The organism is Methylocystis suflitae (genome assembly GCF_024448135.1).
GTDB lineage: Bacteria > Pseudomonadota > Alphaproteobacteria > Rhizobiales > Beijerinckiaceae > Methylocystis > Methylocystis suflitae.
Window position 1 is genome coordinate 29,651 of sequence record NZ_JAMRYX010000102.1, and the last position, 25,544, is coordinate 55,194.

The 25,544-nt window shown below is 63.7% G+C and carries 25 protein-coding genes; 11 read left to right on the forward strand and 14 right to left on the reverse strand.

Annotated elements, in window-relative coordinates; all coding sequences use genetic code 11:
• The first annotated feature begins 6 nt into the window (after positions 1-6).
• Positions 7-2,565 (forward strand): DNA ligase D, encoded by a 2,559-nt coding sequence (gene ligD, locus NEI07_RS08690; RefSeq protein ID WP_256034043.1) that lies wholly within the window; start codon positions 7-9, stop codon positions 2,563-2,565.
• Here ligD and ku read toward each other — a convergent pair.
• Positions 2,562-3,368: a non-homologous end joining protein Ku gene (gene ku, locus NEI07_RS08695; RefSeq protein ID WP_256034044.1), complete on the reverse strand. Its 807-nt coding sequence runs from the start codon at positions 3,366-3,368 to the stop codon at positions 2,562-2,564. The genes ligD and ku overlap by 4 nt on opposite strands.
• 189 nt (positions 3,369-3,557) lie before the next feature.
• Between ku and NEI07_RS19725 the strand changes: the two genes are divergently transcribed.
• The gene (locus tag NEI07_RS19725) at positions 3,558-3,767 is read left to right on the forward strand and encodes a NepR family anti-sigma factor (RefSeq protein ID WP_407659876.1); all 210 of its coding nucleotides are present in this window, start codon (positions 3,558-3,560) and stop codon (positions 3,765-3,767) included.
• Positions 3,768-3,915: 148 nt separating this feature from the next.
• On the opposite strand, the gene NEI07_RS08700 is transcribed toward NEI07_RS19725, so the two are convergent.
• The 9 genes from NEI07_RS08700 to NEI07_RS08740 all read right to left on the reverse strand — a co-directional run bounded on the left by NEI07_RS08700 (position 3,916) and on the right by NEI07_RS08740 (position 12,216).
• The gene (locus tag NEI07_RS08700; RefSeq protein WP_256034047.1) at positions 3,916-4,077 is read right to left on the reverse strand and encodes a hypothetical protein; all 162 of its coding nucleotides are present in this window, start codon (positions 4,075-4,077) and stop codon (positions 3,916-3,918) included.
• A gap of 205 nt (positions 4,078-4,282) precedes the next feature.
• A complete protein-coding gene (locus NEI07_RS08705) occupies positions 4,283-4,486 on the reverse strand; it encodes a CsbD family protein (protein ID WP_256034048.1) in 204 nt (67 codons plus the stop codon).
• Positions 4,487-4,597: 111 nt separating this feature from the next.
• Complete coding sequence (locus NEI07_RS08710; protein ID WP_256034049.1) at positions 4,598-5,113, reverse strand: YchJ family protein; 516 nt, start codon at positions 5,111-5,113, stop codon at positions 4,598-4,600.
• A gap of 114 nt (positions 5,114-5,227) precedes the next feature.
• Complete coding sequence (locus NEI07_RS08715; RefSeq protein ID WP_256034050.1) at positions 5,228-5,464, reverse strand: formate dehydrogenase subunit delta; 237 nt, start codon at positions 5,462-5,464, stop codon at positions 5,228-5,230.
• Positions 5,454-6,281 (reverse strand): formate dehydrogenase accessory sulfurtransferase FdhD, encoded by an 828-nt coding sequence (fdhD, locus tag NEI07_RS08720; RefSeq protein WP_256034051.1) that lies wholly within the window; start codon positions 6,279-6,281, stop codon positions 5,454-5,456. Before fdhD ends, NEI07_RS08715 begins: the two co-directional genes overlap by 11 nt.
• The gene (fdhF, locus tag NEI07_RS08725) at positions 6,278-9,157 is read right to left on the reverse strand and encodes a formate dehydrogenase subunit alpha (protein ID WP_256034052.1); all 2,880 of its coding nucleotides are present in this window, start codon (positions 9,155-9,157) and stop codon (positions 6,278-6,280) included. The genes fdhD and fdhF overlap by 4 nt, the downstream gene beginning before the upstream one ends.
• 10 nt (positions 9,158-9,167) lie before the next feature.
• The gene (locus NEI07_RS08730) at positions 9,168-10,718 is read right to left on the reverse strand and encodes a formate dehydrogenase beta subunit (RefSeq protein WP_256034055.1); all 1,551 of its coding nucleotides are present in this window, start codon (positions 10,716-10,718) and stop codon (positions 9,168-9,170) included.
• Positions 10,718-11,191, reverse strand: a complete 474-nt coding sequence (locus NEI07_RS08735; protein WP_123177019.1) for a formate dehydrogenase subunit gamma — start codon at positions 11,189-11,191, stop codon at positions 10,718-10,720. The genes NEI07_RS08730 and NEI07_RS08735 overlap by 1 nt, the downstream gene beginning before the upstream one ends.
• 125 nt (positions 11,192-11,316) lie before the next feature.
• Positions 11,317-12,216, reverse strand: coding sequence for a LysR family transcriptional regulator (locus NEI07_RS08740; protein ID WP_256034090.1), 900 nt, complete (start codon positions 12,214-12,216; stop codon positions 11,317-11,319).
• Between the two features lie 241 nt (positions 12,217-12,457).
• Here NEI07_RS08740 and NEI07_RS08745 point away from each other — a divergent pair, with 241 nt between their 5' ends.
• The 5 genes from NEI07_RS08745 to NEI07_RS08765 all read left to right on the forward strand — a co-directional run bounded on the left by NEI07_RS08745 (position 12,458) and on the right by NEI07_RS08765 (position 18,242).
• Positions 12,458-13,858, forward strand: coding sequence for a sensor histidine kinase (locus NEI07_RS08745; protein WP_256034057.1), 1,401 nt, complete (start codon positions 12,458-12,460; stop codon positions 13,856-13,858).
• Positions 13,855-14,499, forward strand: a complete 645-nt coding sequence (locus NEI07_RS08750; RefSeq protein ID WP_256034058.1) for a response regulator — start codon at positions 13,855-13,857, stop codon at positions 14,497-14,499. The genes NEI07_RS08745 and NEI07_RS08750 overlap by 4 nt, the downstream gene beginning before the upstream one ends.
• A 101-nt stretch (positions 14,500-14,600) precedes the next feature.
• Positions 14,601-15,161: a DUF3280 domain-containing protein gene (locus tag NEI07_RS08755; RefSeq protein ID WP_256034059.1), complete on the forward strand. Its 561-nt coding sequence runs from the start codon at positions 14,601-14,603 to the stop codon at positions 15,159-15,161.
• Positions 15,162-15,326: 165 nt separating this feature from the next.
• Positions 15,327-16,745: a D-alanyl-D-alanine carboxypeptidase family protein gene (locus tag NEI07_RS08760; protein ID WP_256034060.1), complete on the forward strand. Its 1,419-nt coding sequence runs from the start codon at positions 15,327-15,329 to the stop codon at positions 16,743-16,745.
• Positions 16,746-17,033: 288 nt separating this feature from the next.
• On the forward strand, positions 17,034-18,242 hold the full coding sequence (locus NEI07_RS08765; RefSeq protein ID WP_256034061.1) for a CobW family GTP-binding protein: 1,209 nt from the start codon (positions 17,034-17,036) through the stop codon (positions 18,240-18,242).
• A 98-nt stretch (positions 18,243-18,340) separates the two neighbouring features.
• Here NEI07_RS08765 and NEI07_RS08770 read toward each other — a convergent pair whose 3' ends face one another.
• A complete protein-coding gene (locus NEI07_RS08770) occupies positions 18,341-19,657 on the reverse strand; it encodes a cation:proton antiporter (RefSeq protein ID WP_256034062.1) in 1,317 nt (438 codons plus the stop codon).
• A 173-nt stretch (positions 19,658-19,830) separates the two neighbouring features.
• Here NEI07_RS08770 and NEI07_RS08775 point away from each other — a divergent pair, with 173 nt between their 5' ends.
• Genes NEI07_RS08775 through NEI07_RS08785 form a run of 3 tightly spaced genes read left to right on the forward strand, consistent with a single transcriptional unit; the run spans position 19,831 to position 21,287 of the window.
• The gene (locus NEI07_RS08775; RefSeq protein WP_256034064.1) at positions 19,831-20,598 is read left to right on the forward strand and encodes a ComF family protein; all 768 of its coding nucleotides are present in this window, start codon (positions 19,831-19,833) and stop codon (positions 20,596-20,598) included.
• A gap of 21 nt (positions 20,599-20,619) precedes the next feature.
• Complete coding sequence (gene grxC, locus NEI07_RS08780; protein ID WP_175093405.1) at positions 20,620-20,892, forward strand: glutaredoxin 3; 273 nt, start codon at positions 20,620-20,622, stop codon at positions 20,890-20,892.
• A complete protein-coding gene (locus tag NEI07_RS08785) occupies positions 20,889-21,287 on the forward strand; it encodes a DUF1178 family protein (protein WP_256034066.1) in 399 nt (132 codons plus the stop codon). The genes grxC and NEI07_RS08785 overlap by 4 nt, the downstream gene beginning before the upstream one ends.
• Positions 21,288-21,354: 67 nt before the next feature.
• Here NEI07_RS08785 and NEI07_RS08790 read toward each other — a convergent pair whose 3' ends face one another.
• The 3 genes from NEI07_RS08790 to NEI07_RS08800 are packed head-to-tail and all read right to left on the reverse strand — an operon-like array spanning position 21,355 to position 24,792.
• Positions 21,355-21,957 (reverse strand): DUF1254 domain-containing protein, encoded by a 603-nt coding sequence (locus tag NEI07_RS08790; protein WP_256034067.1) that lies wholly within the window; start codon positions 21,955-21,957, stop codon positions 21,355-21,357.
• Positions 21,948-22,538 (reverse strand): DUF1214 domain-containing protein, encoded by a 591-nt coding sequence (locus NEI07_RS08795; RefSeq protein ID WP_256034068.1) that lies wholly within the window; start codon positions 22,536-22,538, stop codon positions 21,948-21,950. The genes NEI07_RS08790 and NEI07_RS08795 overlap by 10 nt, the downstream gene beginning before the upstream one ends.
• A gap of 16 nt (positions 22,539-22,554) precedes the next feature.
• Positions 22,555-24,792 carry a transglycosylase domain-containing protein gene (locus NEI07_RS08800; protein ID WP_256034069.1) on the reverse strand — a complete coding sequence of 746 codons (2,238 nt, stop codon included), beginning with the start codon at positions 24,790-24,792 and terminating at the stop codon, positions 22,555-22,557.
• Between the two features lie 140 nt (positions 24,793-24,932).
• Between NEI07_RS08800 and NEI07_RS08805 the strand changes: the two genes are divergently transcribed.
• The gene (locus tag NEI07_RS08805; RefSeq protein ID WP_256034070.1) at positions 24,933-25,529 is read left to right on the forward strand and encodes a YcgN family cysteine cluster protein; all 597 of its coding nucleotides are present in this window, start codon (positions 24,933-24,935) and stop codon (positions 25,527-25,529) included.
• The last annotated feature ends 15 nt before the right edge of the window (positions 25,530-25,544 follow it).

Below are 25,544 nucleotides of genomic sequence, written 5' to 3' on the forward strand. Positions count from 1 at the left end.
CCTCGCATGTCTCTTGCCGACTACCGCAAGAAGCGCGATTTTGGGGCGACGCGCGAGCCGAAGGGGCGCGGCGCTAAAAAGACCGGCAACAGCTTCGTCGTCCAGAAACATGCCGCAAGACGGCTGCACTACGATCTTCGCCTGGAGATGGACGGCGTTCTGAAGAGCTGGGCCGTCACCAGAGGTCCAAGCCTCGTGCCGGGCGAAAAGCGGCTTGCCGTTCACGTCGAGGACCACCCTCTCGATTATCGCGATTTCGAAGGCGTCATTCCCGAAGGCCAATATGGCGCCGGCGAAGTGATCGTATGGGACAAAGGCGTGTGGATTCCCGAAGGCGATCCGCACAAGGGCTATGCCAAGGGCCATCTCGATTTCGAGTTGCGCGGAAAAAAGCTCGGCGGCCGTTGGCATCTCGTGCGCATGACGCGAAAGCCGCGCGAGAAGCACGACAACTGGCTTCTCATCAAAGGCGAAGACGAATTTGCGCGTGCGCCTGAAGACGAGGACATACTTGAGGAGATGCCGCGTTCGGTAGACACCGGGCGCACGATCGGCGATGTCGCAGAAGGCAAGCCCTCGCGGCGGTCCAAGAAAGGCGCCATGCCGAAGCAGAGCGCCGCGTCGCGCTTGGATAAAACGAGTTCCCTTGCGACGCCTCAGGCGCCTGCGGTCGACATCGACCCGTCACGCCTCAAGGGCGCAAAGAAAGCGCCGCTGCCGAATTTCATTGCGCCGATGCAGGCCAGTTCCGGCGCCGCGCCATCAAGCAAGGCATGGATTCACGAAATCAAATTCGACGGCTATCGCGTGCAGGCGCGCGTCGAGGCGGGACGCGTACGGCTGCTCTCGCGCAGCGGTCTCGATTGGACGAAGAAATTTGGCGATGAGATCGCGTCGTCGCTACGCGCCCTGCCTCTCGGCGCGGGGCTCATCGACGGCGAAATCGTCGTCGAGACCAGTTCCGGCGCGTCGGATTTCTCCGCGCTTCAGGCCGATCTGAGCGAAGGGCGGACCGATCGCTTCGTCTTTTGGGTCTTCGATCTTCCTTTCCTCGAAGGCTACGATCTGCGCGGCGCCACCTTGCTGGAACGCAAACGGTTGCTGGAAGGACTCTTGGGCGCTGAGGCCGGCGACAAACTTCGCTTAAGTCTTCACTTTGAGGACAGCGGCGCGGTCGTGCTGGCGCATGCGTGTCGGCTCGGCCTCGAAGGCGTGGTGTCGAAGCTGCGGGATTCGCCCTATCGCTCCGGCCGCGTGAAGAGCTGGATAAAGGCCAAATGTTTCGCGCGGCAGGAATTCGTCGTCGCAGGCTATACGCCATCGACGGTGTCGCGCCGGGCGATCGGCGCCCTCGTGCTTGGCGTCTACCAGAATGGCGTCCTTTGCCACGTCGGCCGCGTCGGGACGGGATTTACGGCGAATATGGCGCAGGAGCTTTTCACGAAACTCGATCCGATGCGCACCTCCTCGAATCCATTTGGCGCGCGGCTCAGCGCGGACGCGGCGCGCCATGTGCGCTACGTGCGGCCCGAACTGGTGGCCGAGGTGGAATTTCGCGGCTGGGCGGGCGATCAAAATCTTCGGCACGCCTCCTTTCGCGGTTTGCGCGAAGATAAGGACGCGCGCGACGTCGTTCGCGAAAAGGCGCCGCCCATTGAGCGTGCAGTAGCGGCGAGAGCGGAGCAAAGCGTCGTGAAGCTCACTCATCCCGATCGGCTCTATTGGCCGGATCAAGGCGTCACCAAGCAGGGCCTCGCCGATTACTACGCCGACATCTGGCGCTATATCGCGCCCTTCATCGTCAATCGCCCGCTGGCGCTGCTGCGCTGCCCAAACGGCGTCGAGGGAGAGAAATTCTTCCAGAAACACGCTTGGAAAGGCATCGATCCGAACATCGTGCTCATCGACGATCCGAAAGGAGACGAAGAGCCCTTGCTCAGCATCAAGGACCTCGACGGCCTGATCGCGCTCGTTCAATCCGGCGCTTTGGAGATTCATCCCTGGGGCTCGACGGCGTCGGACTGGGAGCGTCCTGACGTCATCATCATGGATCTCGATCCCGGCGAACAGGTCGCGTGGGAGTCCGTCATTGCGGCCGCGGAAGAAACGCGAGACCGTCTCGAAGCCTTTGGGCTCGCCGCTTTCGTGAAAACATCCGGCGGAAAGGGTCTTCATGTGGTTGCGCCGGTGAAGCCCAAAGCGGAGTGGCCGCAGGTGAAGGCTTTCACCAAGAGCATCGCCGATGCGATGACACATGACAGCCCCGGCAAATATGTTGCAACGATCACGAAATCGAAGCGCCGCGGAAAGATACTCGTCGACTATCTGCGCAATCAGCGCGGCGCGACGGCCGTCGCGCCCTACTCCACGCGCGCCCGTCCGGGAGCCGCAGTATCGGTTCCGCTCGCCTGGGACGAACTTAGTCCGGCGATCGGACCTGACTATTTCACGATCGCGAAAACCCTCGCGCGCCTCGAGTCGCTGCAGAGCGATCCGTGGCGAGACTTTCGTCAAGCGGCGGCGCCGATCGAAACGCCGAACGCGCGGAGAAAGCGAAAAGCCTAGCGACGTTTGGCGCCGCGCTTTTCCGCATCGATGCTCTTACGGAGCGCATCCATGATATTGACGACGTTGCTTGGAGCCGCCGACGCCTGTTTTTTGCCGCGAGCGGGCGTGTGCGCCTTCTTCTTTCCAGAAATGATGTCCAGCAACTGCGCCTGCACGGGATCATGGGTCATCGCCGGATCCCAGTGACTCTTGCGCTCCTCGATCAATTTGGAAATCAAGTTGAGAGCTTTCGCGTTCGGCGTCTCAGCGCCGATCTTGTCGAGGTAGTCCTTCGGATCGCGCACCTCATCGGCGAAGCGCAATGTCCATAAGACGAGCCCCTTGTCGCGCGGCTCGACCATCACGGCGCGCTCGCGTCGATACATCACGAGCCGCGACAGGCCGACTGTGCCCGTCGCCTTCATCGCGTCGCGAATGACGGAAAAGGCCTCGACGCCGATCGGATCGTCCGGCACAAGATAGTGGGGCTTATCGAACCAAATCCAGTCGACGCTCGCGGCCGGCGCAAAGGTCTCAATATCGATCGTTCGCGTGCTTTCGAGGCTTAAGGCGTCAAGCTCTTCATCTTCAAGCAGCACGTAATCGTCTTCGCCGCGCGGATAACCCTTCGCCGCATCGTCTTCGCCAATCGGCGCGCCGGAGACCGCGTCGACATATTGGCTGACGACCCGATTGCCGGTGTTTCGATTAAGGATGTGGAAGCGAACTTTTTCGCCTTCAGTCGTGGCCGGCGTCATCGCGACCGGACAGGTCACAAGCGAAAGCTTCAAATAGCCTTTCCAGAATGACCGCGGCGCCATTCTAACCCTCCGAGGGCAGGAACTCTCCTATAACGTTCCGTCGAACGCATCGTTCCGCTTCCGCCCTATTCCGCGCCGTGGAACATTGGGCCTCGAATATTGTTGAATTCAAGCATGATCCTTCATCCGCCCGTTGTCATTGGAGTCGACGGCTCCCACATCGGAAGCGCCGCCCAAGGGCTCTTCGAAATGGAAAAGAAGGCTGAAAGGCAAAGGACGCAGGGCCGCCGAAGCGCGCCCAGGGCGCAGCGGGACGCGCTCCACAATCTCTCTTCCCTCGGGATCGATGGGGAATTGACCTCGGGGTTGCGCGACATGTACGCGACGAGCCTCTTGGAACCCGTGCCGGACAAGTTTCTCGACTTGCTCGTACGACTTTCGACGTCGGCAGCCAAATAGGCCGTGAGGTTCTTGCTCCCCTGCGCTCCTGAAAAACGCGCGACGGGCGCCTTGAGTTGAGTCGCGCTAAAGCGACTAGAAAACAATACACAAAAAATGATTGCCTGTCGTTCGACAGGCAATCATCCGGGATCAATCGTCGAGGGAGTCATTTTCGGTTGCGCAGCCAATGCTCGATCTCCGCTTGTCGCGGTTCGCGAACATGGATGAGCCGCTCCTGCGGCGCTTCGACGTGCGACAAAAGCAGGGTCTTGGCGAGGGCTTCGACAATGCGCCGCCAGTCCACTCCAAGCTTCGGCCTCGAACTCATTTCGGCTCTCCTTTCATCGGAGAAGGATAAGAAAACAACTCTCCCTTTTTAAAAATGTTCCAAGATGCCGGCGAAGCTCTGTGCTCGCCTCTTGCCCGAAGGAAGGACGAGCGCGCGCCGATTAAAAAAAGCCCGAACCTAAGGTTCGGGCGGATCAAGAAGCGCTAGGAGAGTCGTCGCGCCAAGCTTGCGACGCGCTGAAGATTCACGACTTCAGAGTCTTCAGCCAGCTGTCCACCTCTTCGCGAATGCGGTCCCGCCCTTCGCCGTAGCGTTCTTGGAGAACGCCCTCAAATTGTTCGCGCTTGCCGTCCATGCGGGCGAGATCATCGTCGGTCAGTTCCGCCCACTTCTCTTTCACCTTGCCCTTGAACTGCTTCCAGTTGCCTTCGACACGATTCCAATCCATCGGCGGTCTCCCAAGGTTAAGGAGTGTTCCACGCCGACGGAACGCGGGCGCAACCGCTTTGTTCCAGGATTCTGGCGGCAGGTGAATCGAATCGTCGCGTTCAATCGCCGGTCACGCGGCGGCGCCGCAACACTTCTTGAACTTCTTGCCGGAGCCGCACGGACAAGGATCGTTACGGCCCGCCTGCTTGCCCTTCACGATGGGCGCATTCTTGCGATTGGCCTCTTCGAGGAAATACCAGCGGCCATCCTGCGCGTCATGTCGAAACAGCGACCGCTCCCGATGCGCATAGCGTTCGCCTTCGCTGGTGAAATGCGCGACGAACTCGACGTAGCCGGTTTCATCGCCTTGCAGCCCCTGTTCTGTCGACAGGATCTCGAGTCCAAGCCATTGCGAGTTGCGCGACCAATGCGTGATGGCCTTGCGGTCAAAATCGTAACGCGACTCCGGCGCCAAGGAGTCGACAAGGTAGTCGATGTCACCCCGGGCAAAGGCGGTGTAACGCGAGCGCATGAGCGCTTCAGCGCTTGGCGCCGGCAGTTTCTCTTCGATGTAACGCGCGCAGCAAGCCGAATAGGAATGCTTTTGCGCGTCCATCGCGCGGCAGGGACATGTCTGGTCGGTCATCGCTCTGTCGGCATAAGAATGATCGCGCGGCTGCGCCTGGGTCTCAGACCTAGGCGAGGAACGCGCCGACGTCCAATAATATTGAGAATCGGCGGCTGCGCCTTCGAGCTTTCGTCAGCCGTCGGAGCCGACTGGGGGCTTGAGACGCTTCACCGCCTCCATCGCGATCGGATCGAGGCCGGCGCCGCCGTGATCGACATGCGCGAGGATGGCGTTCCGCATACGCGGATCCCAGAACTTCCTCAGGTGATCCGCCATGCTCGCGACGCCGTCGGGATGCTTTTGAGCCATGAAGAATGTGCCGATCTGGTTAGCCATTCTGACGAGCTTATCGACCGAATCATGCGACATGTGCGGAAACCTGTTCGAGGATGCGTCCTGGATGGGTGAAGATTTCGAAGTCGCGGCCGCGCATGACCGCAACGAGCGTCATGCCGCAGTGCTGCGCGTTGCGCACCGCGAGCGCGGTCGGCGCGGAGACGGCGGCGATGATCGGCGCGCCCATGCGCGCCGCCTTCTGCACGAGTTCGACGGAAACGCGGCTCGTCATCAGCACGACGCCTTGCCCCGCGGCGACGGCCTGGCGCGTCAAGGCTCCGGCGAGCTTGTCGAGGGCGTTGTGGCGGCCGACGTCCTCGCGCGCGATCAGCGCGCCGGAAGCTGGATTCCAAAAGGCCGCGGCGTGAATGGCGCGGCTCTCCTGATTATATTTCTGAGCCGCGGGCAGACGCTCCATCGCCTCGATCAAGGCGTCGGCGCGCACCGAAAGCGCATTGTCGAGCGTCGGCAGAACGCGCGTCGCCGCCTCCAGACTCTCGATGCCGCAAAGACCGCATCCCGTCGGCCCCGCCATCGAGCGGCGTCGCTCGACATAGGCTTCCTGGCGTCCGCCCTTGAGCCAGGCGCGCAGTTCAATGCCGGCGTCGGAGACGACGATCTCGACGTCGCCCGCCTGCTCCGGGGAATCGATCAGCCCCTCCGTCAGCGCGAAGCCGATCGCGAAATCCTCGAGATCGGCCGGCGTCGCCATCATCACCGCATGGGTGGAGCCGCCAAAGGTGAAGGCGACCGGCGTCTCTTCGGGGATCACGCGAGAAGAACGCGCCATCACATCGTGACGGCGCGCCAGGCATTCGACCCGAAGTGTCGGCGACGGCGTCTCCGTCATTCCGCCGCGTCGATCGTGCTCGCGATGCGACGGCTCTGCTCCGTCAGCTCGCGATACTGATGCTGCCAGTCGGTCGGTCCATTCGTGGTCGAGATCTGCACCGCCGTGACCTTGTATTCAGGACAATTGGTCGCCCAGTCGGAATTGTCGGTCGTGACCACATTGGCCTGAGTGGTCGGATGGTGGAACGTCGTGTAGACGACGCCCGGCGCGACGCGATCGGTGATCTTGGCGCGCAGCGTCGTCTCGCCGGCGCGGCTCGCCACCTTCACCCAGTCGCCGTCGCGCACGCCGCGATCCTCGGCGTCGTGCGGGTGGATCTCGAGGACGTCCTCAGGATGCCATTGGCTGTTCTCGGTGCGCCGCGTCTGCGCGCCGACATTGTATTGCGACAGGATACGGCCGGTCGTGAGCAGCAACGGGAACCGCGGTCCCACCTTCTCCTCGGTCGGGACATATTCGGTGATGACGAATTTGCCCTTGCCGCGCGCGAAGCCTTCGATGTGCATGATCGGCATGCCGTCGGGCGAGGCGTCATTGACCGGCCATTGCAGCGAACCGGCTTCCGCCAGTCGCTTGAACGAAACGCCCGCGAAGGACGGCGTCAACCGCGCGATCTCGTCCATGATCTCGCTGGCGTCGGCGTAATTCCAATTGAGTCCCAGCTTGTTGGCGAGCAACTGGGTGACTTCCCAGTCGGCGTAGCCATTCTTCGGCGACATCACTTTGGTGACGCGCTGGATGCGGCGCTCGGCGTTGGTGAAGGTGCCGTCCTTCTCGAGGAAGGTCGCGCCCGGCAGGAAGACATGCGCGTAGTTGGCGGTCTCGACCAGGAAGAGATCCTGCACGATGACGATGTCCATATTCGCCAGCGCGCGCGACACATGGCGCGTGTCGGGGTCGGACTGCAGAATGTCCTCGCCCTGGACATAAAGTCCCTTGAACGTGCCGTCGATCGCCGCGTCGAACATGTTGGGAATGCGCAGGCCCGGCTCCGGATCGAGGGAAACGCCCCAATCCTTCTCGAACGCCTGGCGCGCCGCATCGTTGGAGATGTGGCGATAGCCCGGCAGCTCGTGCGGGAACGAGCCCATATCGCAGGAGCCCTGCACATTGTTCTGACCGCGCAGCGGATTCACGCCGACGCCGCGGCGGCCGAGATTGCCGGTCGCCATGGCGAGATTGGCGATGCCCATGACGGTGGTGGAGCCTTGGCTATGCTCCGTCACGCCGAGTCCGTAGTAGATCGCGCCATTGCCGCCGGTGGCGTAGAGACGCGCGGCGCCGCGAATGTCGGCGGCCGGCACGCCCAGCAGGTTTTCGACCGCCTCGGGGCTGTTCTTCGGCAGCGATACGAATTCCGCCCAGTCCTGATATTCGTCCCAGTCGCAGCGCGACTTCACGAAATCGAGGTTGACGAGATTTTCGGTCACGATCACATGCGCCAGCGCCGTGACCATCGCAACATTGGTGCCGGGCTTGAGCGGCAGATGGTAATCCGCCTGGATGTGGGGCGACTTCACGAGGTCGATGCGGCGCGGATCGATGACGATCAGCTTGGCGCCCTCGCGCAGGCGCTTCTTCATGCGCGAGCCGAATACCGGATGCGCGTCGGTCGGATTGGCGCCCATGACGAGAATAACGTCGGCGTCGTCGACCGAGTCGAAATCCTGCGTGCCGGCGGAGGTGCCGAAGGCCTGGGCCAGTCCGTAACCCGTCGGCGAATGGCAGACGCGCGCGCAAGTGTCGGTATTGTTGTTGCGGAAGCCTTGACGCGCCAGCTTCTGAACGAGGTAGCTCTCCTCATTCGTGCAGCGCGACGAGGTGATCACGCCGACGGCGTTCTTGCCATATTTCTCCTGCGCCGCCTTCAGCCGGTCGGCGGCGAAGCCGACCGCTTCATCCCACGAGACCACGCGCCAGGGCTGATCGATCGACTCGCGGATCATTGGCTCGAGGATGCGGTCGCCGTGATGGGCGTAGCCATAGGCGAAGCGGCCCTTGACGCAGCTATGGCCATGGTTGGCCTTGCCGTCCTTCCAGGGAACCATGCGGACGACTTCCTCGCCGCGCATCTCCGCCTTGAAGGTGCAGCCGACGCCGCAATAGGCGCAGGTCGTAACCTCGGAATGCTCCGGCTGGCCGACCGCCACGACCGACTTCTCGATCAGCGTCGCTGTCGGACAGGCCTGAACGCAGGCGCCGCAGGACACGCATTCCGACTCCATGAAAGCTTCGTCCATGCCGGGCGAAACGCGGGATTCGAAACCGCGGCCCGATATCGTCAGCGCAAAGGTGCCTTGCACTTCCTCGCAGGCGCGCACGCAGCGGTTACAGACGATGCACTTGGACGGATCATAGCTGAAATAGGGGTTCGACTCGTCCTTCGGCTTCCAGTCGAAATTCACTTCGCCATTGTTGCGGGCGAAGACGTGATTGGCGCCGTCATAGCCATAGCGGACGTCGCGCAGGCCCACCGCGCCCGCCATGTCCTGAAGCTCGCAGTCGCCGTTGGCGGCGCAGGTCAGACAGTCGAGCGGATGGTCGGAAATATAAAGCTCCATCACGCCGCGGCGGATCGCGGCGAGGCGCGGGGTCTGCGTCTTGACGGAGATGCCGGGCGCAACCGGCGTCGTGCAGGAGGCCGGCGTGCCGTTGCGGCCCTCGACCTCGATGACGCAGAGCCGGCAGGAGCCGAACGCCTTGATGCTGTCGGTGGCGCAGAGCTTCGGGATCTCGGTGCCAACCTCCATCGCCGCGCGCATGATCGACGTGCCCTCGGGCACGGTGACGCTCTTCCCGTCAATGGTCAGCGTGACCGATTTTACGGATGGCGATTCGGGCGTGCCGTAATCGATTTCCTTGATAAGCGTCATGGCGGCTACCTCACTCAGCGGCTTCAAGGGCCGGCTTGCGGAAGTCCTCGGGAAAATGGCGAAGCGCGCTCTCGACCGGATAGGGCGCAAAGCCGCCCAATGCACAGAGCGAGCCAAACTTCATCGTGTGGCAGAGATCCTTGAGGAGCTCGATATTCGCATCGACGTCCATGCCGTTGCGAATCTTGTCGATCGTCTCGACGCCGCGCGTCGATCCCAGTCGGCACGGCGTGCATTTGCCGCAGCTCTCGATGGCGCAGAACTCCATGCCAAAGCGCGCCATCCAGGACATGTCGACGGTGTCATCGAACACGACAAGGCCGCCATGGCCGATGAGACTATCTTTGGCCGCGAAGGCTTCATAGTCGATCGGAAGGTCGAAAAGCGACACGGGCACATAGGCGCCGAGCGGGCCGCCGACCTGAACCGCCCGGACGGGGCGACCAGAGCGGGTGCCGCCGCCGATCTCGTTGACGACCACGCCGAGCGGAATCCCGAAGTCCGTCTCAAACAGACCGCCATATTTGACGTTGCCGGCGATCTGCAGCGGCATGGTGCCGCGCGAGCGGCCAACGCCGAGATCGGCGTAATGCTTCGCGCCCTTCTCCATGATCATCGGTATGGTGGCCATGGACAGCACGTTGTTGATGACCGTCGGCTTGCCGAAGAGACCGACATGGGCCGGCAGCGGCGGCTTGGCGCGCACGATGCCGCGCTTGCCCTCGAGAGATTCGAGCAGCGAGGTTTCCTCGCCGCAGACATAGGCGCCGGCTCCGATGCGCAGCTCGACGTCGAAGTCGAAACCCGAGCCCTTGATGTTCTTGCCGAGCCAGCCCGCCTCAAGCGCCTTCTCGATCGCCGCCTGAAAGACTTTGGCGACGATCGGATATTCGGAGCGCAGATAGACATAGCCCTTGGAGGCGCCGACGGCGTATCCGCAAATGAGCATGCCTTCGATCAGCGAGAGCGGATCGCCCTCCATGATCATGCGGTCGGCGAAAGTGCCGGAATCGCCCTCGTCGGCGTTGACGACCACATATTTTTGGCCCGGCGGACAGTCGGCCACGGTCTTCCACTTGATGCCCGTCGGAAAGCCCGCGCCGCCGCGGCCGCGCAGGCCCGACTTCGTGACCTCTTCGACGACGGCAGCAGGCCCGATCTCGAAGGCGCGCGTGAGGCCCTTGAATCCCTCATGCGCCTCATATTCGGCGACCGACAGCGGATCGATGACGCCGCAACGGACGAAGGTGACGCGGTTCTGCTTCTTCATCCAGGGATGTTCGTCGACGATCCCGATGTTCAGCAGATGCGCGCCGCCGGCCAGGAACCCGGCGTCAAACAGCGACGCGACGTCCTTGACCTTGGCCGGGCCATAACCGACCCGGCCCGCGGGAGTCTCCACCTCGATCAGGGGCTCGAGCCAGAGCATTCCACGCGAGCCGTTTCTCACGATCTCGACTGTTTCGCCGCGGGCTGCGGCCTCTTGCGCGACGGCGGCAGTCAGTTTATCGGCGCCCATCGCGACCGCCGCCATGTCCAGCGGGATGTATACCTTCACCATCAGTCGCGCGCCTCCGCGGCGATTTCGTCAAGCATTTCAGCGTCGACGCGGCCGATCGGCTCTCCGTCATAAAGCGCTGAAGGGCTGTGCGCGCACAGCCCCAGACAATAGACCGGCTCAACCGAAAGGGCGCCGTCCGGCGTCGTTCCTCCCCAGTCAAGCTTCAACTTGTCGAGAAACGCCCGCGCCTGTCGCTCCGCGCCCATCGACTGGCAGGATTCGGCGCGGCAGATCTTGAGCGTATGGCGCCCGTGCGGGGCGCGATGGAAGTCATGGTAGAAGGTCACGACGCCATGCATTTCGGCGCGCGAAATATTCAGCGCCTCGGCCATCTCCTTGACGGCGGCGTCGGGCACATAGCCGAACTCTTTTTGGAGCGCGTGCAGAATGGGCATCGCGGGTCCTTCGAGACCCATATGGGCGGCGATGATTTCCCGCGCGCGCTCGTCGCTATACTGAGCAGCGCCAGACATTTCTTCCCTTTCAGTCCGGACGTTGCGCATATGCGGTCGTCCTATTTAGACTAATTCCGAGAACAGTGCCGGAAATCCAAGGCCCGATCAATAGCGACCATCCGTTGTGCGATAGGGCGATCCTATCAACCGTCGAGCGTGTGGCTTTCCGCTAGCTTTTTGGCCTCCGAGACCAAGGCGGCGACCAGCGGAATCACCGGTTCGCGCTGCGGCGCCACAAGGCCGATTTCATGCACAGCCTCCGGCTCAACGATGGGGATGGAGCGCAACGGCGCCGCCACGTTCAGGGTCTTCGCGAGCTTCTCCGGCAGCACCGTGGCCCAGCGGCCCGATCTCACATGGTCGAAGAGCAAGATGACATCGTTCGACTCGAGGATCGGCACGGGCTCGGATCCACCCTTGCGAATGAGCTGCTCGACGATGCGACGGTTCTGCATGTCCGGCGTGAGAAGACAAAGATCGATGCGACCGACCTCGCCCCATGTCACCCGGTCGCGGTTTCCGAGCGGATTGTCGGCGAAGGTCAGCAGCCGGTAGCGTTCGGAGCAGAGCGGCACCGTGCGCACGCGGCCAAGCGGCTCATTGTCGAGATAAGTAATGCCGGCGTCGATCTCAAGATTATCGAGCATGGTCAGCACCTCGCTCGACGAGGCGGAAACCACGGAAAAACGCACCCCGGGATGCTTCTCGCGATAGGGCGTCGTCAGCGCCGAGACAATGCCAAGCGCGGTCGGGATGACGGCGATCTTCAGCTGACCGGTAAGTCCTTCCTTGAGCGTGCGAACTTCCTGGCGCATCGCGCGCGCATCGCCGACGATGCGCTTCGCCCATTCGAGCACCCGCTCGCCCTCGGCGGTCAGGCCGTGGAAGCGCGAGGAACGGTTGACGAGCAACACGCCGAGCGAATCTTCGAGCTGCTTGACGCCGGCCGAGAGCGTGGGCTGGGTGACGCCGCAAATCTCCGCCGCGCGAGAAAAGCTCTTCTCCTTTGCGACGGCGATGAGGAATTCAAGCTTGTCGATCACGACCGAGTCCACATTCGGGTCGCCAGGACGCAACGGCCAGGGCGTCACTGGCGCTTTCGTCAACCCACAGCCGGCACATTAGCATATCCGCCCAGGCCGCGCCGAAATTTTCAAACGAATCCAAATCCCTCGCGCGGATTAGGCAATTTGCCCGATCAGGGCCTAAGCGCATGATGCGCGTTGGACCTCCTTTCGATTCCTGCTCTACTGAGCGACGGGTTTTTTATCGGGGAATGCGCCAATGCGGTTGATCGTTGGGCTTGTCTTGCAGCTTGTCGGCATCACCCTGATCTGCCTTACGCTGACGGCGGGTTGGGTGATGGTCGATGCGCGCCGCGCGGTCGAAACGGAAGCGGCGACGTCCGCCGAGCGCGTCGCACACCACCTCGAAAATCTCTACTGGCAGGCCATCCTCTGGCGGAGCAGCATGCGGCGTGACAACATTTTGCCCGTCCCCGACTGGGAGTCGCTTTCGACCTTGAAGCTCGTTTCGCCGGGCGTCTGCGTCAGCTATGCGCCGGGGGACGACGAGCCGCAAACCCTTTGCAGCCAGCTCGAGGGCGTCGGCTCCGCCGCGCCGGCATGGTTTGCGGCGGCCTATGAGCGGATATTCGGCGCACATGCGCCGATCACTCGGCCCTTGACCGTGCGGCAACCGGAAACCGGCGCAATCCTCGTCAAGGCGGACGCCGGCGCGGCGATCCGACAAGCCTGGCGGCAGATCTCGATCATCGTCGGCGTTGCGGCCTCGATGGCGGTCTGCATTTGCCTCTTGGCCGCGGTCGCCATCGTCCATGCTCTGGCGCCGACCCAGGCCATCGTCCGCGGGCTGCGCCAGTTGGAGCAAGGGAATTACGCCAGCCGGCTAAGCGCCGTCACCAAAGGGGAGTTCGGCCTGATCGCGCGCGCGGTCAACGACCTTGCCGAACGGCTGGCGCAGACGACGGCGGAACGGGCCGCGCTCACGAAGCGGCTGTTCGAAGTCCAGGAGGAGGAACGCCGCGCGCTCGCCCGCGACCTTCACGATGAATTCGGTCAGTGCCTGACGGCGACCCTCGCCTTCGCCGGCTCGATCGAGTCGGCGGCGGCCAAGATCGATCCGGGCGTCGCCGAGGACGCCCGCTCAATCGGGCGCGTCGCCAAGCGCATGATGACGACCCTGCGCGACGCGCTTGCCAGGCTGCGCTCGCAAGACCTCGATGAGCTTGGGCTCGAAGCCTGTCTCGTCCAGCTCGCGGCGAGCTGGAACGCCAAAGCGGGACGAAAGGCGGTCATCCATCTGCGGCTCACGGGCGACCTCGCCGACCTTCCGCAGACAATTTCGACGAGCCTCTATCGCATCGCGCAGGAATGCCTGACTAACGCCATGCGGCACGGCGACTCGAAAAACGTCTATCTGCGCGTCGAGCGCGCGGCGGCGGCCGACGGGCTCGTCGCGCTGACGGTCGAGGATGACGGCGGCGGCGACGCCTCCCGCCTCGCCGCCGCCTCCGGCCACGGCATTCTCGGAATCCGCGAGCGCATCGCGGCTTTTGGCGGAAGTCTGTCGATCAGCGACGCCACGAAAGGCGTGCGCGTCGTCGCGCGCATCCCGCTCATCGCCGTCGCGCCCGCGCCGATGAAAGGTCTCGCGCTCGCATGACCACAATTCTTCTCGTCGACGACCACCCAATCGTTCGGGAGGGATATCGGCGGCTCCTAGAGCGCCAGCCGGATTACAAGATTGTCGCCGAAGCCGCCAACGCCGCGGAGGCCTATCAAGCCTATCGGAAGGTTTCGCCCGACATCGTCATTATGGATCTTTCTCTCCCGGGCGCGAGCGGCGTCGAAGCGGTCCGCCACATCAGGCAGTGGGACAGAAGTGCGCGCATTCTGATCTTCACCATGCACAGCGGCGCGGCCTTTGCGCTGAAAGCGTTTGAGGCCGGCGCATCCGGCTATGTCACCAAAAGCAGCGACGCCGCCGAGCTGCTTCGCGCCGTGGCGATCGTCGCCAAGGGCGGCCGGGCGCTCAGCGACGACGTCGCGCGCGAGATCGCCGCGGAGCGATTGGGCGATGGCCGCGCGCTCGTCGACGAGCTTGGCCCGAGAGAGACGGAGATCTTGCGGCTGGTCGCGTCGGGCAAGACGACCGAGGACATCGCCGGCATCTTAAATCTCAGTCCGAAAACCATTCAGAACTACCATTATCAGATCAAATCCAAGATCGGCGCGCGCACCGACGCCCATCTGGTCTGGCTCGCCATCGGCGCAGGACTTGTCGGCGATGCGTCGGCGACCTGAGGCCGCCCAAAGGAAATTTGCCCAGAGCGCCGCAGGCGAAAGGCCGAAGCTTCTATCGTTTCGCGCAGCTACGCCTTCAACGAGAACGGCGGAGTCTGGCGATGGTTAAGAAGACGCTCACACACATTTTGTTATCGGCGCTCGTCACAATCGCGACCGGAGCCGTCGCGACCGGCGCTCGCGCGCAATCATCGCCGCCATTCAAACTCGCGGTCTTCGACATCGAGCTCGACGACTTCACCGCCGGGGGGCCGATCGCCGGCGAAAGCCCCGAAGAAACCGCGCGCCTCCAGCGGATGACCTCCCTGGCGCGGGAGCTCTTAGCCCAGTCGGGCCTGTTCGAAATCGTCGACGGAAGCGCGGCGACGGATCAGAGGGTCAAGGACCATTGGCTGCGCAAGTGCAACGGCTGCGACGCCGACATTGCGCGCACGCTTGGCGCGGACCTGTCCTTCGTCTGCTTCTTTCGAAAAGTCAGCGTGATGGAGCAATATCTCGAAATGCGCATTCGCGACGCGCGCACGGGAGAACTGGCGCATATCTCGCAGACGGACCTGCGCGGGGAAACCGACCAGTCATGGACCCGTGCGCTGAAGTTCCTGATGAGATATCATCTTGTCGAGCCAGAACTCGCGCGTCGAAATCACCCGCTTCAGCCGTGACGGCCGCGCGCGCTTTGCCTGAGGCCATGGTTAACAGCTTATCAACAACCGCCCCCGAATCGCCCAAATCCGAGCCTATTCCGGCTGTGCGCCTCAGGCGCTATTATATAAGTGGCGTTTCATGCGATCCCGCGCGTTTCAGCGCCGGGTAACGGGGCTAGGCGGATGATCTTCTCGAAGTCCACTTTGATTGCGGCGGCCAGCGCGTTGTTGATCCTATTTGGCGCCGCCGCGCCCACCCGCGCGACCCCGTCGATCGTCGTCGATGTGGCGTCGGGAGCCGTGCTCTCGCATGATCAGGCGACCGCCTCCTGGTATCCCGCCTCCGTGACGAAGCTGATGACGGCCTATGTCGCGCTCGAAGCAGTGCGCCAAGGGCGCATCTCGCTCGACACGCCGGTGATGATGTCGCCGCGCGCCTGTCGCGCGGCTCCTTCCAAGATGGGTTTTCGAGCCGGCTCGGAAGTCACCCTGCACAATGCGCTCGTCATGCTGATGGTGAAGTCCGCGAACGACATCGCCGTCGCCATCGCCGAAGGCGTGTCCGGCTCGGTGGAAGCCTTCGCCGACGAGATGAACCGCGCCTCGGCGTCGCTCGGCATGACGCAGTCGGTATGGCTCAATCCCAACGGCTTGCCCGACGAGCGGCAGGTCACTTCGGCTCGCGACCTCGCCATTCTCGGCCGCGCGCTCTATCTGCAATTTCCCGAGCACGCCAATCTGTTCAACATCGGCGCCATGCAGCTCGGCAAGCAGATCATCCCCACGCATAACCATCTTCTCGGCCGCTATGCCGGCGCCGACGGCATGAAGACCGGTTTCACATGTTCGGCCGGATTTAATCTTGTCGCCTCGGCGACGCGCGGCGGCCGGCGTTTGATCGCCGTCGTCCTCGGCGCGCCCAATCCGATTCTGCGCACGGCGAAGACGGCCGCCCTGCTCGATCGCGGCTTCCAAAGCGGCGCGGCTGTCGCCTCTTTGGCGTCCCTGCCCAGCTCCGGCCCCACGGCGGCGCCTGACTTGCGCGAGTCCGTGTGCCACCACCGCGGCCCGGCGGCGGCGGAATTCATGGCGGAGATCGAGGACGCCTCGGTCCCAGTCGGCTCCGGCGTTCCGCTGCTCGACACGCTCGGCGGCGCTCCGCAGCAGCAGATGAACGCCAAGGAAATCGCGCATCTGCCGCGCCCACGTTTTGAGCCTGTACCCGTCTATGTGGGACGCGCGCCGGGCTATGCCGGTCCGGTGGCGCGGTCACGCGCGCCGGGCGCGCCGGTCGGCGAGCAGCCTGATCTTGCCGCCTATGCGTCGTCGCAGCCGGAGGCCAGCGACGCCAGCGCCTCGCCGATCAGCAAGCCGGCGCCCGACGCGGTATCGCTGCGACGCGCCAAACACACCAAGGCCGTGAAAGCGGCGCGCGCCGCCAAGGCGGCGGCAAAGGCCGACGCTGCAAAGGTCGACGTCGTCGTCGATGAGCCAGCCCCGAAGCCCAAGGCGGCGAGAAGCGCGACGAAGCCGAAAGCGGCCGCGGCGCAAAAGCCGGCGGCCTCGAAGGCCCACTCCGCCGCCGAACCGGGCAAGAGCTGAGAATCTCAAAGGATCAGGGGAATCGGGTGAAGAATTTTTTCCTCACCCTCATCATGAGGAGCCGCCGTAGGCGGCGTCTCGAAGGACGAGGGTGAGGAAAAATACGCGAAAACGGGTTTCCTCGTCCTTCGAGACGCGTGCTGCGCACGCTCCTCAGGATGAGGAAACCCTTCACCCGATCGCCCTGGGCAAAGAATCGTTCGTTCTGGAAACGCGCGGCGTTTTCGGCGAAGATGCGCGCCTACCGCGAGCAGGAAATATCTTCTGCTCGGCCGCGAGTTCCGCTGAATGAACGATCTGACCAAGGCCGCCGCGAGTCGCGCGACGCGCTCGGCGCCGCCGCCCATTCCGCTGACCGTCATCACCGGCTTCCTTGGCGCCGGCAAGACCACGCTGCTCAACCGCCTGCTCGCCTCGCCGGCGCTCGCCGACACGCTCGTTCTCATCAACGAGTTCGGCGAGATCGGCCTCGATCATCTCTTCATCGAGAAGATCGACGGCGACATGGTGATGATGAGTTCGGGCTGCGTGTGCTGCTCGATCCGCGGCGATCTGGTGAACACGCTCGAGGATCTGCTGAAGCGGCTCGACAACGGCCGGATCAAGCCGTTCAAGCGCGTCGTGCTGGAAACGACCGGCCTCGCCGATCCGGCGCCGATCCTGCACACGATCATGTCCCACGCCTATCTGATGATGCGCTATCGGCTCGACGGCGTCGTCACGCTCATTGATGCGGTGAACGGCGAAGCGACGCTCGACGCGCATGAGGAAGCCGTCAAACAGGCCGCCGTCGCGGATCGGCTCGTCATCGCCAAGACGGATCTGCCGCAAGGCGCCGAGCGTGTGGATGCGCTGAAGGCGCGGCTGGCGCGGCTCAACCCGGGCGCGCTACAGCTTGACGCCGCCAAGGGCGAAGCGACGCCCGACGCGCTCCTCAACTGCGGCCTCTACGATCCTGCGACGAAGACGCCGCGCGTGAAGGAATGGCTCAACGCCGAAGCGGTGGAAACGGCGCAGACGCACGACCATTCGGGTCACGGCCATAGCCATGATCATCATCATCACCACGAAGCCCACGATCATCGTCAGGACGTGAACCGGCATGACGCGCATATACGCGCCTTCTGCTTTTCCTCCGAGACGCCGCTGACGCCAGCCTCCTTCGACATTTTCATCGACCTTCTGCGCCACACCCACGGGCCGCGCATGTTGCGCGTGAAGGGAATCGTGGCGCTGGCCGACGATCCGTCGCGCCCCGTGGCGATCCATGGCGTGCAGCATGTCTTTCACCCGCCGCACCGCCTCGAGGCGTGGCCCGATGCTTGGCCGGACGCGGACAGACGCACGCGCATCGTCTTTATCGTCAAGGATCTCGACGAAGGCTTCGTCCACGGACTCTACGGCGCGCTGGTCAATCACCCCGCGCCCGACCGTCCGGACGCGCAGGCGCTCACCGACAATCCGCTTGCGCCCAGGGCGGGCGGCCTGTTCGGCTAGAGCAGGTTCCGAAAAAGTTGACAGACTTTTTCGATGAGAACCCGCTCCAAATTTTGATGTTGAGCGATGCCTCATCGATCACATGATCGGGCAGCGCTCTAAGGGCGGTTCAAAAGATCGGCGACGCGGCGCTCGGCGTCCCGCAGACGCTCGATCCATTGGGGCGGCATTTTGGCGAATAGGGCGGCCGCTTGCGTAGAGAACCAATCGGCAACGGCGTACGCGATGGACGATATGCTGTTCTCAAGGCGCGATGGCTGACGCGTTCCACGCAGCCAGAAGGCCAGCGTCGGGAACGCCGTGACGGTCACCATCGCGGCGCCCACGAGCGCGGAGGCCGTCTGTGGCGCCATCTGTCCCCTGCCGACGCCGAGATAGGTGAGCGCGACGACAAGCGGCAAGGTGGTCGACGACAACAGCGCCAGCGCCGGCATGTCCCGCTCGGTCAGCGTCCCGCGAAAAAGATTCAGCGGTGCGAGACGAATGAGCAGGAAGGCGACGCAAAAAAACGCGAAGAGCGCGACGGTCGCCGGGCTCCTGACAAGCGCCACAAAGTCAAATGACGCACCGCTTTCGATAAAAAATAGCGGAATCAAAAAGCCGGAGCCGATGGCGGTCAACCGATCGTTGAGGATTTCGGCCTTGGTGCCGCGCACCAGGACCGCGACGGCCATGCCCGCCATATAGGAGCCGACCACAAGCTCCATGCCCAGCCTGTCGGCGAATGAGACGAAGCCAAGCAAGACGACGAGCGCGATTCGAATAGGCAGAAGCTCGCCGTCGCCAAGCCAATACACGATGCTTTCGGCGAGCCGGTCCGAACGCGCGGTCTTGAGAAAAAAAATCGCGGCAAGCCCGAGCGCGATGAAAAGCGCGCTTAGCAGCGTCTGGTGCAGATGATGATTGTGTTGCGCCAGAACGATCGAGGCGAGAATGAGCGGTCCAAGTTCGCTGACAGCCGCGACGCCAAGGACGTAACGTCCGAATTCATTATCGAGATCCCCAGCCTGCCGCAACATGGGGATCAATATGCCGAACGCCGTGGTCGGCAAGATCAGCGCGACGAGAAGCGGCGCTTCCACGAGGCCAACAAGATAAAGCAGTCCGGAAATAATGACCGAGAGGCTCAGTGAACCGAGCCAGGCGAAAAGCCCCAGGCGAAGCGGTTTTCCGGTTATTTCCTTCTGATTGAACTCGAAGCCCGCCTGAAAAAACAAATAGACCAGGCCAAACTCCATTAGAAAATTGACGGCGCCATCCGCCGCCACCAGCCCCGCCCCGCTTGGGCCGACAAGCATGCCCAGCAACACTTCGATGGCGACGATCGGCGCGCGCGCAAAAGCTGGAATTCTGTTGATCAGCGGCGCGAGCACGGCGATGCAGGAGATGACGAAGATCGTGTGGAATTCGCTCATGGGGGCGTCAATCTCCTTTGGGGCTCCGCTTGGCGCAGTAAAGGCGGCCTTGCCGCCCGGCCGGACAATGATTCTTTTCCTGAGCCTTACGATGCGATAGGATTCCGCCTGCGCTCAAGCCCTGAATTATTTTGCGAAGGGCGCGCGCAGATTCATTTGAGCGGATTTCGGCGATGACGCGGCTCGTGAAGGAGGGTCTGCTTCGGCCCCTCGCGCGGGCGGGACATGCGCTTCTCGACCTCATCTATCCGCCATCCTGCCTCGTCTGCCGAAGGGCGGTCGCCGCCCATGGCGCGATCTGCGCCGAGTGCTGGCGCGACATCGCCTTCATCGAGCGCCCCTATTGCGAACGGCTCGGCACGCCGTTTGAACGCGACTTGGCGCAGCCGGGGCTGATCTCGCTGGAGGCGGCCGCCAATCCGCCGGCCTTCGGCCGCGCCAGGGCCGTCGCCCGCTACGACAGCGACAAGGCCCGCGCTTTGGCGCACCGGCTGAAATATTACGACCGGCTGGAGCTCGCCGATCCGATGGGCCGCTGGATGGCCCGCGCCGGCGCCGAACTCCTCGCCGACGCCGACGTCATCGTGCCCATCCCCTTGCACCGGCTGCGGATTCTCGCGCGGCGGTTCAACCAGTCGGCGGCCCTCGCGCAGGCGATCGCGCGCGAGAGCGCCGTGCCGGTGGAGGCCATGGCGCTGCAGCGCGTCAAGCCGACGGCGCCGCAGGTGGGGCTGACGCGGGCGCAGCGCGCCGCCAATCTCTCCGGCGCCTTTCGCGTCGACCCGGAGCGGGCGGACGCCATCGACGGGCGCAATGTCGTGCTGGTGGACGACGTGCTGACCACCGGGGCGACCGCCAACGCCGCGACTCGCGCTTTGCTCAAGGCGGGCGCGGCGCGCGTCGATCTCCTCGTCTTTGCGCGGGCCGTGACAAGCGCATGAAGGCCGGCGTATAAGCGCGCCATGGCCCCCCGCATCGAAATCTACACCACGCCGACCTGCCCCTATTGCCTCGCCGCGAAGCGGCTGCTGACGCAAAAGGGCGCCGAGTTCGAGGAAATCTCGGTGGCGTGGGACCCGCTCGGACGCCGGCGCATGAGCCAGCGCGCCAACGGCCGCTCGACGGTGCCGCAGATCTTCATCGACGACAAGCACATCGGCGGCTGCGACGAGCTTCACGCGCTCGAAGGCGAGGGCAAGCTCGACGCGCTCCTCGCCGGCGGAGCGACGCCATGATTCGCTACTCGCTCATCTGCGACGCCGGACACAGCTTCGACAGCTGGTTTCGCGACAGCGCGGGATTTGAAAAACAGGCGGCCGAAGGACAGATCGCCTGCCCCTTCTGCGACTCGACGAAGATCGCGCGCGACGTCATGGCGCCCAATATCGCCAAGCCGCGCGACGACGCGGCGCATGATCTGCGCGTGAAGCTGCGCGAGCTTCATGACAAGGTGGTCGCGCATACCGAAGACGTCGGCGACCGCTTCCCAGAGGAGGCGCGCGCCATGGAGGACGGCGAGACGGAGCGTCGCGCCATCCGCGGCCGCGCCACATTCGAAGAAGCGAAGGCGCTGCTCGAAGAGGGAATCGAGATTCTGCCGATCCCGGGCTTGCCCAGCGACAGCAACTAGCGCGCGCCTGTCGCGCCAATCCCGCAGCATGTCATGCCCGATGCGGGGCTTTCACGATGTCATTCCCTTACCCCTGCGGCAGATCGAAACGCTGGCAGCTGATCGCGCTCAATCTGCTGCGCGCGCGCTCCTGATCGGACGGGCGCTTGGCCAAGGAGCGGATCAGAATGAAGCCGCGCTTCGCCGGCGCCGTGAGCCGAACTTCCTGCGGCGGCGGGGCGTCGCCCTCGTCGGCGCTCGTCAGCGCGTCGATCTGGCGCGCGTCGCCGACGACGATGTCGATCTTGCCTTTGATCGCCGAGCGGTCGGTCATCGAATGATAGATGCGGCCGGCGTTGGCGTGAAATGAGAGCCCGAGAAAATCCTCGCCGTCCACGCTGGTCTTGACCCGCAGCGGACCCTTGGCGAGATCATAGACGCAGACCGCCTCGGCGAAGGCCGGGTCCTCGAAGGGCAACGTCTCGGCGCCGGCCGCCATCTGCGGCAGCATCACCAGGCCTTCGGCCGGCGCGGCGCTCTTCACATAGGACGCGAGTCGCGCGAGCGCGTCGTTCGGCGCCACGGTCGGCATCAGCAGCACCGAAACGATATGCACGATCCCCGCGACGAGCAGCGTCGCAAGCAGCCACGGCAGAAGGTCGAGATAGCGATCGGGAATGTTCAGGCGCATCCGAGTTTCACGATTTTTGGAAAGGAATTTGGATCTGGAGCCGACTCGATATCGAGCGGCGTATCATAGAGCCGCAGCAAGACGACGAAGTCTTTCGCCTCGCCCGGCGACAGCCAATTGCCGGGCCGGGCCTCGCGCGCGACGTCGATCTCAAAGGCGCCGCCCTCACTGCGCAGAAGATCGACCGAGGAATAGCCATAGCGCTCGGTGGGATTGGCGAGCAGCCGGCCGTCGGGGCTCGCCAGCGCGATCGTCCAGAAGCGCGCGGCCGGCAAGGGATCGATAATCCGATATTCGCATTCGGCGCTGAGCGGCGCGCCATCGGAGTCGGCGCGCGCGATGAAGGCCAGTCCCTGATCGCGGCCGAGCGGCGCTTCTCCAGAACGCGAGATGACCGCCCGCGCATAAGGGTCGATGTCGGCGCCGCCGATATGCGGCCAGGCAGTCCACGCCCCGGCGCGCAGAGAATTGAAGCCGTAGCCGGCGTTGAGCGACAGAACGGTCACGAACAGGCCGATGCCGACGCCGGCGATCATCGCCGAGGCGGCGCGCAGATAATTTGCGTAAGGCTTGAGGTCCAAGGGTGCGCTCCCGCCGCTAACGGATGACGCCGCCGCCGGCGTCGCTGGCGTGCTGCGCCTCGCGCCGATCGACGTCGGATGCGGCGGGTTCAGGCGCTTCGAGCGCGCTCTGCTTGTCGCCGCCGACCGCCTTGATCTTCATTTGAAGCGATTCGAGCGCCTGCATCGCCCCCTTCGACAAGGTCGCGGGACGCTGCGGCGCGCCAAGTTCGAGCGGCTTGACGACATTGGCGTTCACGGCGGCCGTCGCGCCCTTGGGATCCGGCTTCAAGCCGACAATGGGCTTCAGGGTCGCGCCCTGATGCGCATAGGCCATGATGTCGTGCCAGGTGCCCGCCGGCAGCGTGCCGCCGGTCATGTTGTTCATCGGGGCGTTGTCGTCATTGCCGTACCAGACGCAGCCGCCCATCGTTCCGGAATAGCCGCAGAACCAAGCGTCCTTATAGCCATTTGTGGTGCCGGTCTTGCCGATCACGTCGATGCCCTCGCCGAGCTGGGCGCGCTTGCCGGTGCCTTCCTCGACGACCTTCTTCATCATGCCGGCGAGTTCGACGACCTTGTCGAACGGCACCGCCTGCGTTTGCGGCGGCGCGTCGCGATCGTGGCGATAGAGCAGATCGCCCTGGCGGTTGCGGATTTCGACGGCGGCGTAAGGCGTCACCTTTTTGCCGCCGTTGACGAAGGCGCCATAGGCGGCCGAATGTTCGAGCGGAATGACGTCGCTCTGTCCGACCGGAAGCGAAGGCGTGTCCTCGAGCGGCGTGGTGATGCCGAGCCGCCGGCAGGTTTCAATGATCTTGGCGCGGCCGATGCGCGAATCGCCCTTGCCGATCGCCTGCGACAATTGAATGGCGACCGTGTTCAAGGATTTCGCCAGCGCCATGGCGAGCGGCATGGAGCCGGCATAGCCGCCGCTGTAATTGTGGACGCAGTAATTGCCGATGCAGGTCGGTCGGTCGGTGACGATGGTCGTCGGCTTGAAGCGGCCGGTCATCAGCGCGGTGAGATAGACGTAGGGCTTGAAAGAGGAGCCCGGCTGGCGCGCGGCGTCGGTCGCGCGATTGAACTGGCTCGCGCCATAATCCCGGCCGCCGACGATGGCGCGCACGGCGCCGTCCGGCTCCATGACGACCGCCGCGCTCTGCTTGACATGGAAGCTGCGGCCCTGCTCGCGCAGATTGGTTTCGATGACGTCTTCGGCGCGCTTCTGGACATTGGAGTCGAGCGTGGTGCGCACGCTGAGCACGCGATTGTCGCCAAGCTTGCCTTCCTGCGCGAGCTTGCGGATTTCGCCATAGGCGTAATCGAGATACCAGTCGGGGCTCGTCTCGCGGGCGCGGTCGATCGGCGTCGCCGGACTGCGCTGCGCCGCGATGATCTGGCTATCGGTCATGAAGCCGGCGTCGACGAGATTGTTCAAGACGTCATTGGCGCGCGCGCGCGCCGCCGGCAGATTGACGTGCGGCGCATATTTCGTCGGCGCCTTGAAGAGGCCGGCAAGCATCGCCGCCTCGGAAAGCGTGACGTCTTTGACCGACTTGCCGAAATAGAACTCGGCCGCCGCCTGGATGCCGAAGGCGCCGCCGCCCATGTAGACGCGATCGAGATAGAGCTTGAGGATTTCGCGCTTGGTCAGATGGTGCTCAAGCCAAAGCGCCAGAAACGCCTCATTGATCTTGCGGGTGATGGTGCGCTCATTCGAAAGAAAAAGATTCTTGGCGAGCTGCTGGCTGATCGAGGAGCCGCCCTGCACCACGCCAGATGACCGCGCATTGACCGTCAGCGCCCGCAGCGTGCCTATCACGTCGATGCCGAAATGTTCGTAGAAGCGGCGGTCTTCCGTCGCCAGCACCGCCTTGATCAAATGATCGGGATATTGCTCCAGCGGCACGGCGTCGTCGTGCTTGATGCCGCGCTGGCCGACTTCCGCGCCGTAACGATCGAGGAAGGTGACGGCGAGATCGGTCTGCTTGAGCCAATTCTCGTCGCTGGTCATCTGGAACGCCGAGGAGGCGAGCGCCATGGCGACGATGCCGGCTCCGAGGCCGAGCGTCAGCGCCTCGCAAGAGAGCTCCACGCCGACCCGGGCAATCCCGGAGACATGGAACCGCTCCATGAAGGTCGAAAAATCCTCATAGAGCTCGCGGGCGCGCCGCCCGCTCTGGAACATCGCCGAATCGATCAGCGCATCGACCGCGAGTAGGATGCGCCTCAATCGCTTGGCGAAAGCAGAAGCCTGGAAACGCTCCAACACAGCTCAAATGCTCCCCGCGCCGATAAAACTTACCGGCGCTTTGTGGACATTACCACTTTTTTAACCATCTTGACGACAGTCCGCGCGACCCACACTGCGTTATGGTTTCTGTCGCGAAAAGCGCAAGTCGAAAGAGAAGGATGGCGTTAAAAAAAGGCAAAAATGCCCCAGATCACGCTGCAGGCGGGGGGAACCGCCAGAATCCAAATCATGGCGCAGGGTCCAAAAGCGTCGAGAGCGCGCGGCGCGCCCTCCCGGTCGAGGCCGCGCAGACCAAGACGCCATTCTGGGAAAAGCCGCTTTCGGACCTCACTCGCGCCGAGTGGGAACAGCTGTGCGACGGCTGCGGCCGCTGCTGCCTGGTGAAGCTCGAGGACGAGGACACCGGCGCGATCTATCACACGAGCGTCGCCTGCAAACTGCTGGACCAGCAGAGCTGCCGCTGCGGCGACTATCCGCGGCGACGGCGCTACGTGCCGGACTGTGTGCGGCTCACGCTGGAGAAGCTTGCGGATATTCCCTGGCTGCCGCCGACCTGCGCCTATGTGCTGCGCTTTCGGGGCAAGCCGCTGCCGCCGTGGCATCCGCTGATCTCCGGCGATTCGGAAAGCGTCGCTCGCGCCGGCGTGTCGGCGCGCGGCCGGATCGAGGCGGGCGAAGACCACGTCGAGACCGACGATCTGCCGGACTTCATCAGGCTATGGCCGAAGCGCTGGCCGAAGAAGGCGCGGTGGTGAAATAGCTTTCCGGAC

Excerpts from the sequence above, each read along its gene's own strand:
- ligD (WP_256034043.1), top strand. The coding sequence starts at position 7 with ATGTCTCTTGCCGACTACCGCAAGAAGCGCGATTTTGGGGCGACGCGC.
- ku (WP_256034044.1), bottom strand. The coding sequence starts at position 3,368 with ATGGCGCCGCGGTCATTCTGGAAAGGCTATTTGAAGCTTTCGCTTGTG.
- NEI07_RS19725 (WP_407659876.1), top strand. The coding sequence starts at position 3,558 with ATGGAAAAGAAGGCTGAAAGGCAAAGGACGCAGGGCCGCCGAAGCGCG.
- NEI07_RS08700 (WP_256034047.1), bottom strand. The coding sequence starts at position 4,077 with ATGAGTTCGAGGCCGAAGCTTGGAGTGGACTGGCGGCGCATTGTCGAA.
- NEI07_RS08705 (WP_256034048.1), bottom strand. The coding sequence starts at position 4,486 with ATGGATTGGAATCGTGTCGAAGGCAACTGGAAGCAGTTCAAGGGCAAG.
- NEI07_RS08710 (WP_256034049.1), bottom strand. The coding sequence starts at position 5,113 with ATGACCGACCAGACATGTCCCTGCCGCGCGATGGACGCGCAAAAGCAT.
- NEI07_RS08715 (WP_256034050.1), bottom strand. The coding sequence starts at position 5,464 with ATGTCGCATGATTCGGTCGATAAGCTCGTCAGAATGGCTAACCAGATC.
- fdhD (WP_256034051.1), bottom strand. The coding sequence starts at position 6,281 with ATGACGGAGACGCCGTCGCCGACACTTCGGGTCGAATGCCTGGCGCGC.
- fdhF (WP_256034052.1), bottom strand. The coding sequence starts at position 9,157 with ATGACGCTTATCAAGGAAATCGATTACGGCACGCCCGAATCGCCATCC.
- NEI07_RS08730 (WP_256034055.1), bottom strand. The coding sequence starts at position 10,718 with ATGGTGAAGGTATACATCCCGCTGGACATGGCGGCGGTCGCGATGGGC.
- NEI07_RS08735 (WP_123177019.1), bottom strand. The coding sequence starts at position 11,191 with ATGTCTGGCGCTGCTCAGTATAGCGACGAGCGCGCGCGGGAAATCATC.
- NEI07_RS08745 (WP_256034057.1), top strand. The coding sequence starts at position 12,458 with ATGCGGTTGATCGTTGGGCTTGTCTTGCAGCTTGTCGGCATCACCCTG.
- NEI07_RS08750 (WP_256034058.1), top strand. The coding sequence starts at position 13,855 with ATGACCACAATTCTTCTCGTCGACGACCACCCAATCGTTCGGGAGGGA.
- NEI07_RS08755 (WP_256034059.1), top strand. The coding sequence starts at position 14,601 with ATGGTTAAGAAGACGCTCACACACATTTTGTTATCGGCGCTCGTCACA.
- NEI07_RS08760 (WP_256034060.1), top strand. The coding sequence starts at position 15,327 with ATGATCTTCTCGAAGTCCACTTTGATTGCGGCGGCCAGCGCGTTGTTG.
- NEI07_RS08765 (WP_256034061.1), top strand. The coding sequence starts at position 17,034 with ATGAACGATCTGACCAAGGCCGCCGCGAGTCGCGCGACGCGCTCGGCG.
- NEI07_RS08770 (WP_256034062.1), bottom strand. The coding sequence starts at position 19,657 with ATGAGCGAATTCCACACGATCTTCGTCATCTCCTGCATCGCCGTGCTC.
- NEI07_RS08775 (WP_256034064.1), top strand. The coding sequence starts at position 19,831 with ATGACGCGGCTCGTGAAGGAGGGTCTGCTTCGGCCCCTCGCGCGGGCG.
- grxC (WP_175093405.1), top strand. The coding sequence starts at position 20,620 with ATGGCCCCCCGCATCGAAATCTACACCACGCCGACCTGCCCCTATTGC.
- NEI07_RS08785 (WP_256034066.1), top strand. The coding sequence starts at position 20,889 with ATGATTCGCTACTCGCTCATCTGCGACGCCGGACACAGCTTCGACAGC.
- NEI07_RS08790 (WP_256034067.1), bottom strand. The coding sequence starts at position 21,957 with ATGCGCCTGAACATTCCCGATCGCTATCTCGACCTTCTGCCGTGGCTG.
- NEI07_RS08805 (WP_256034070.1), top strand. The coding sequence starts at position 24,933 with ATGGCGTTAAAAAAAGGCAAAAATGCCCCAGATCACGCTGCAGGCGGG.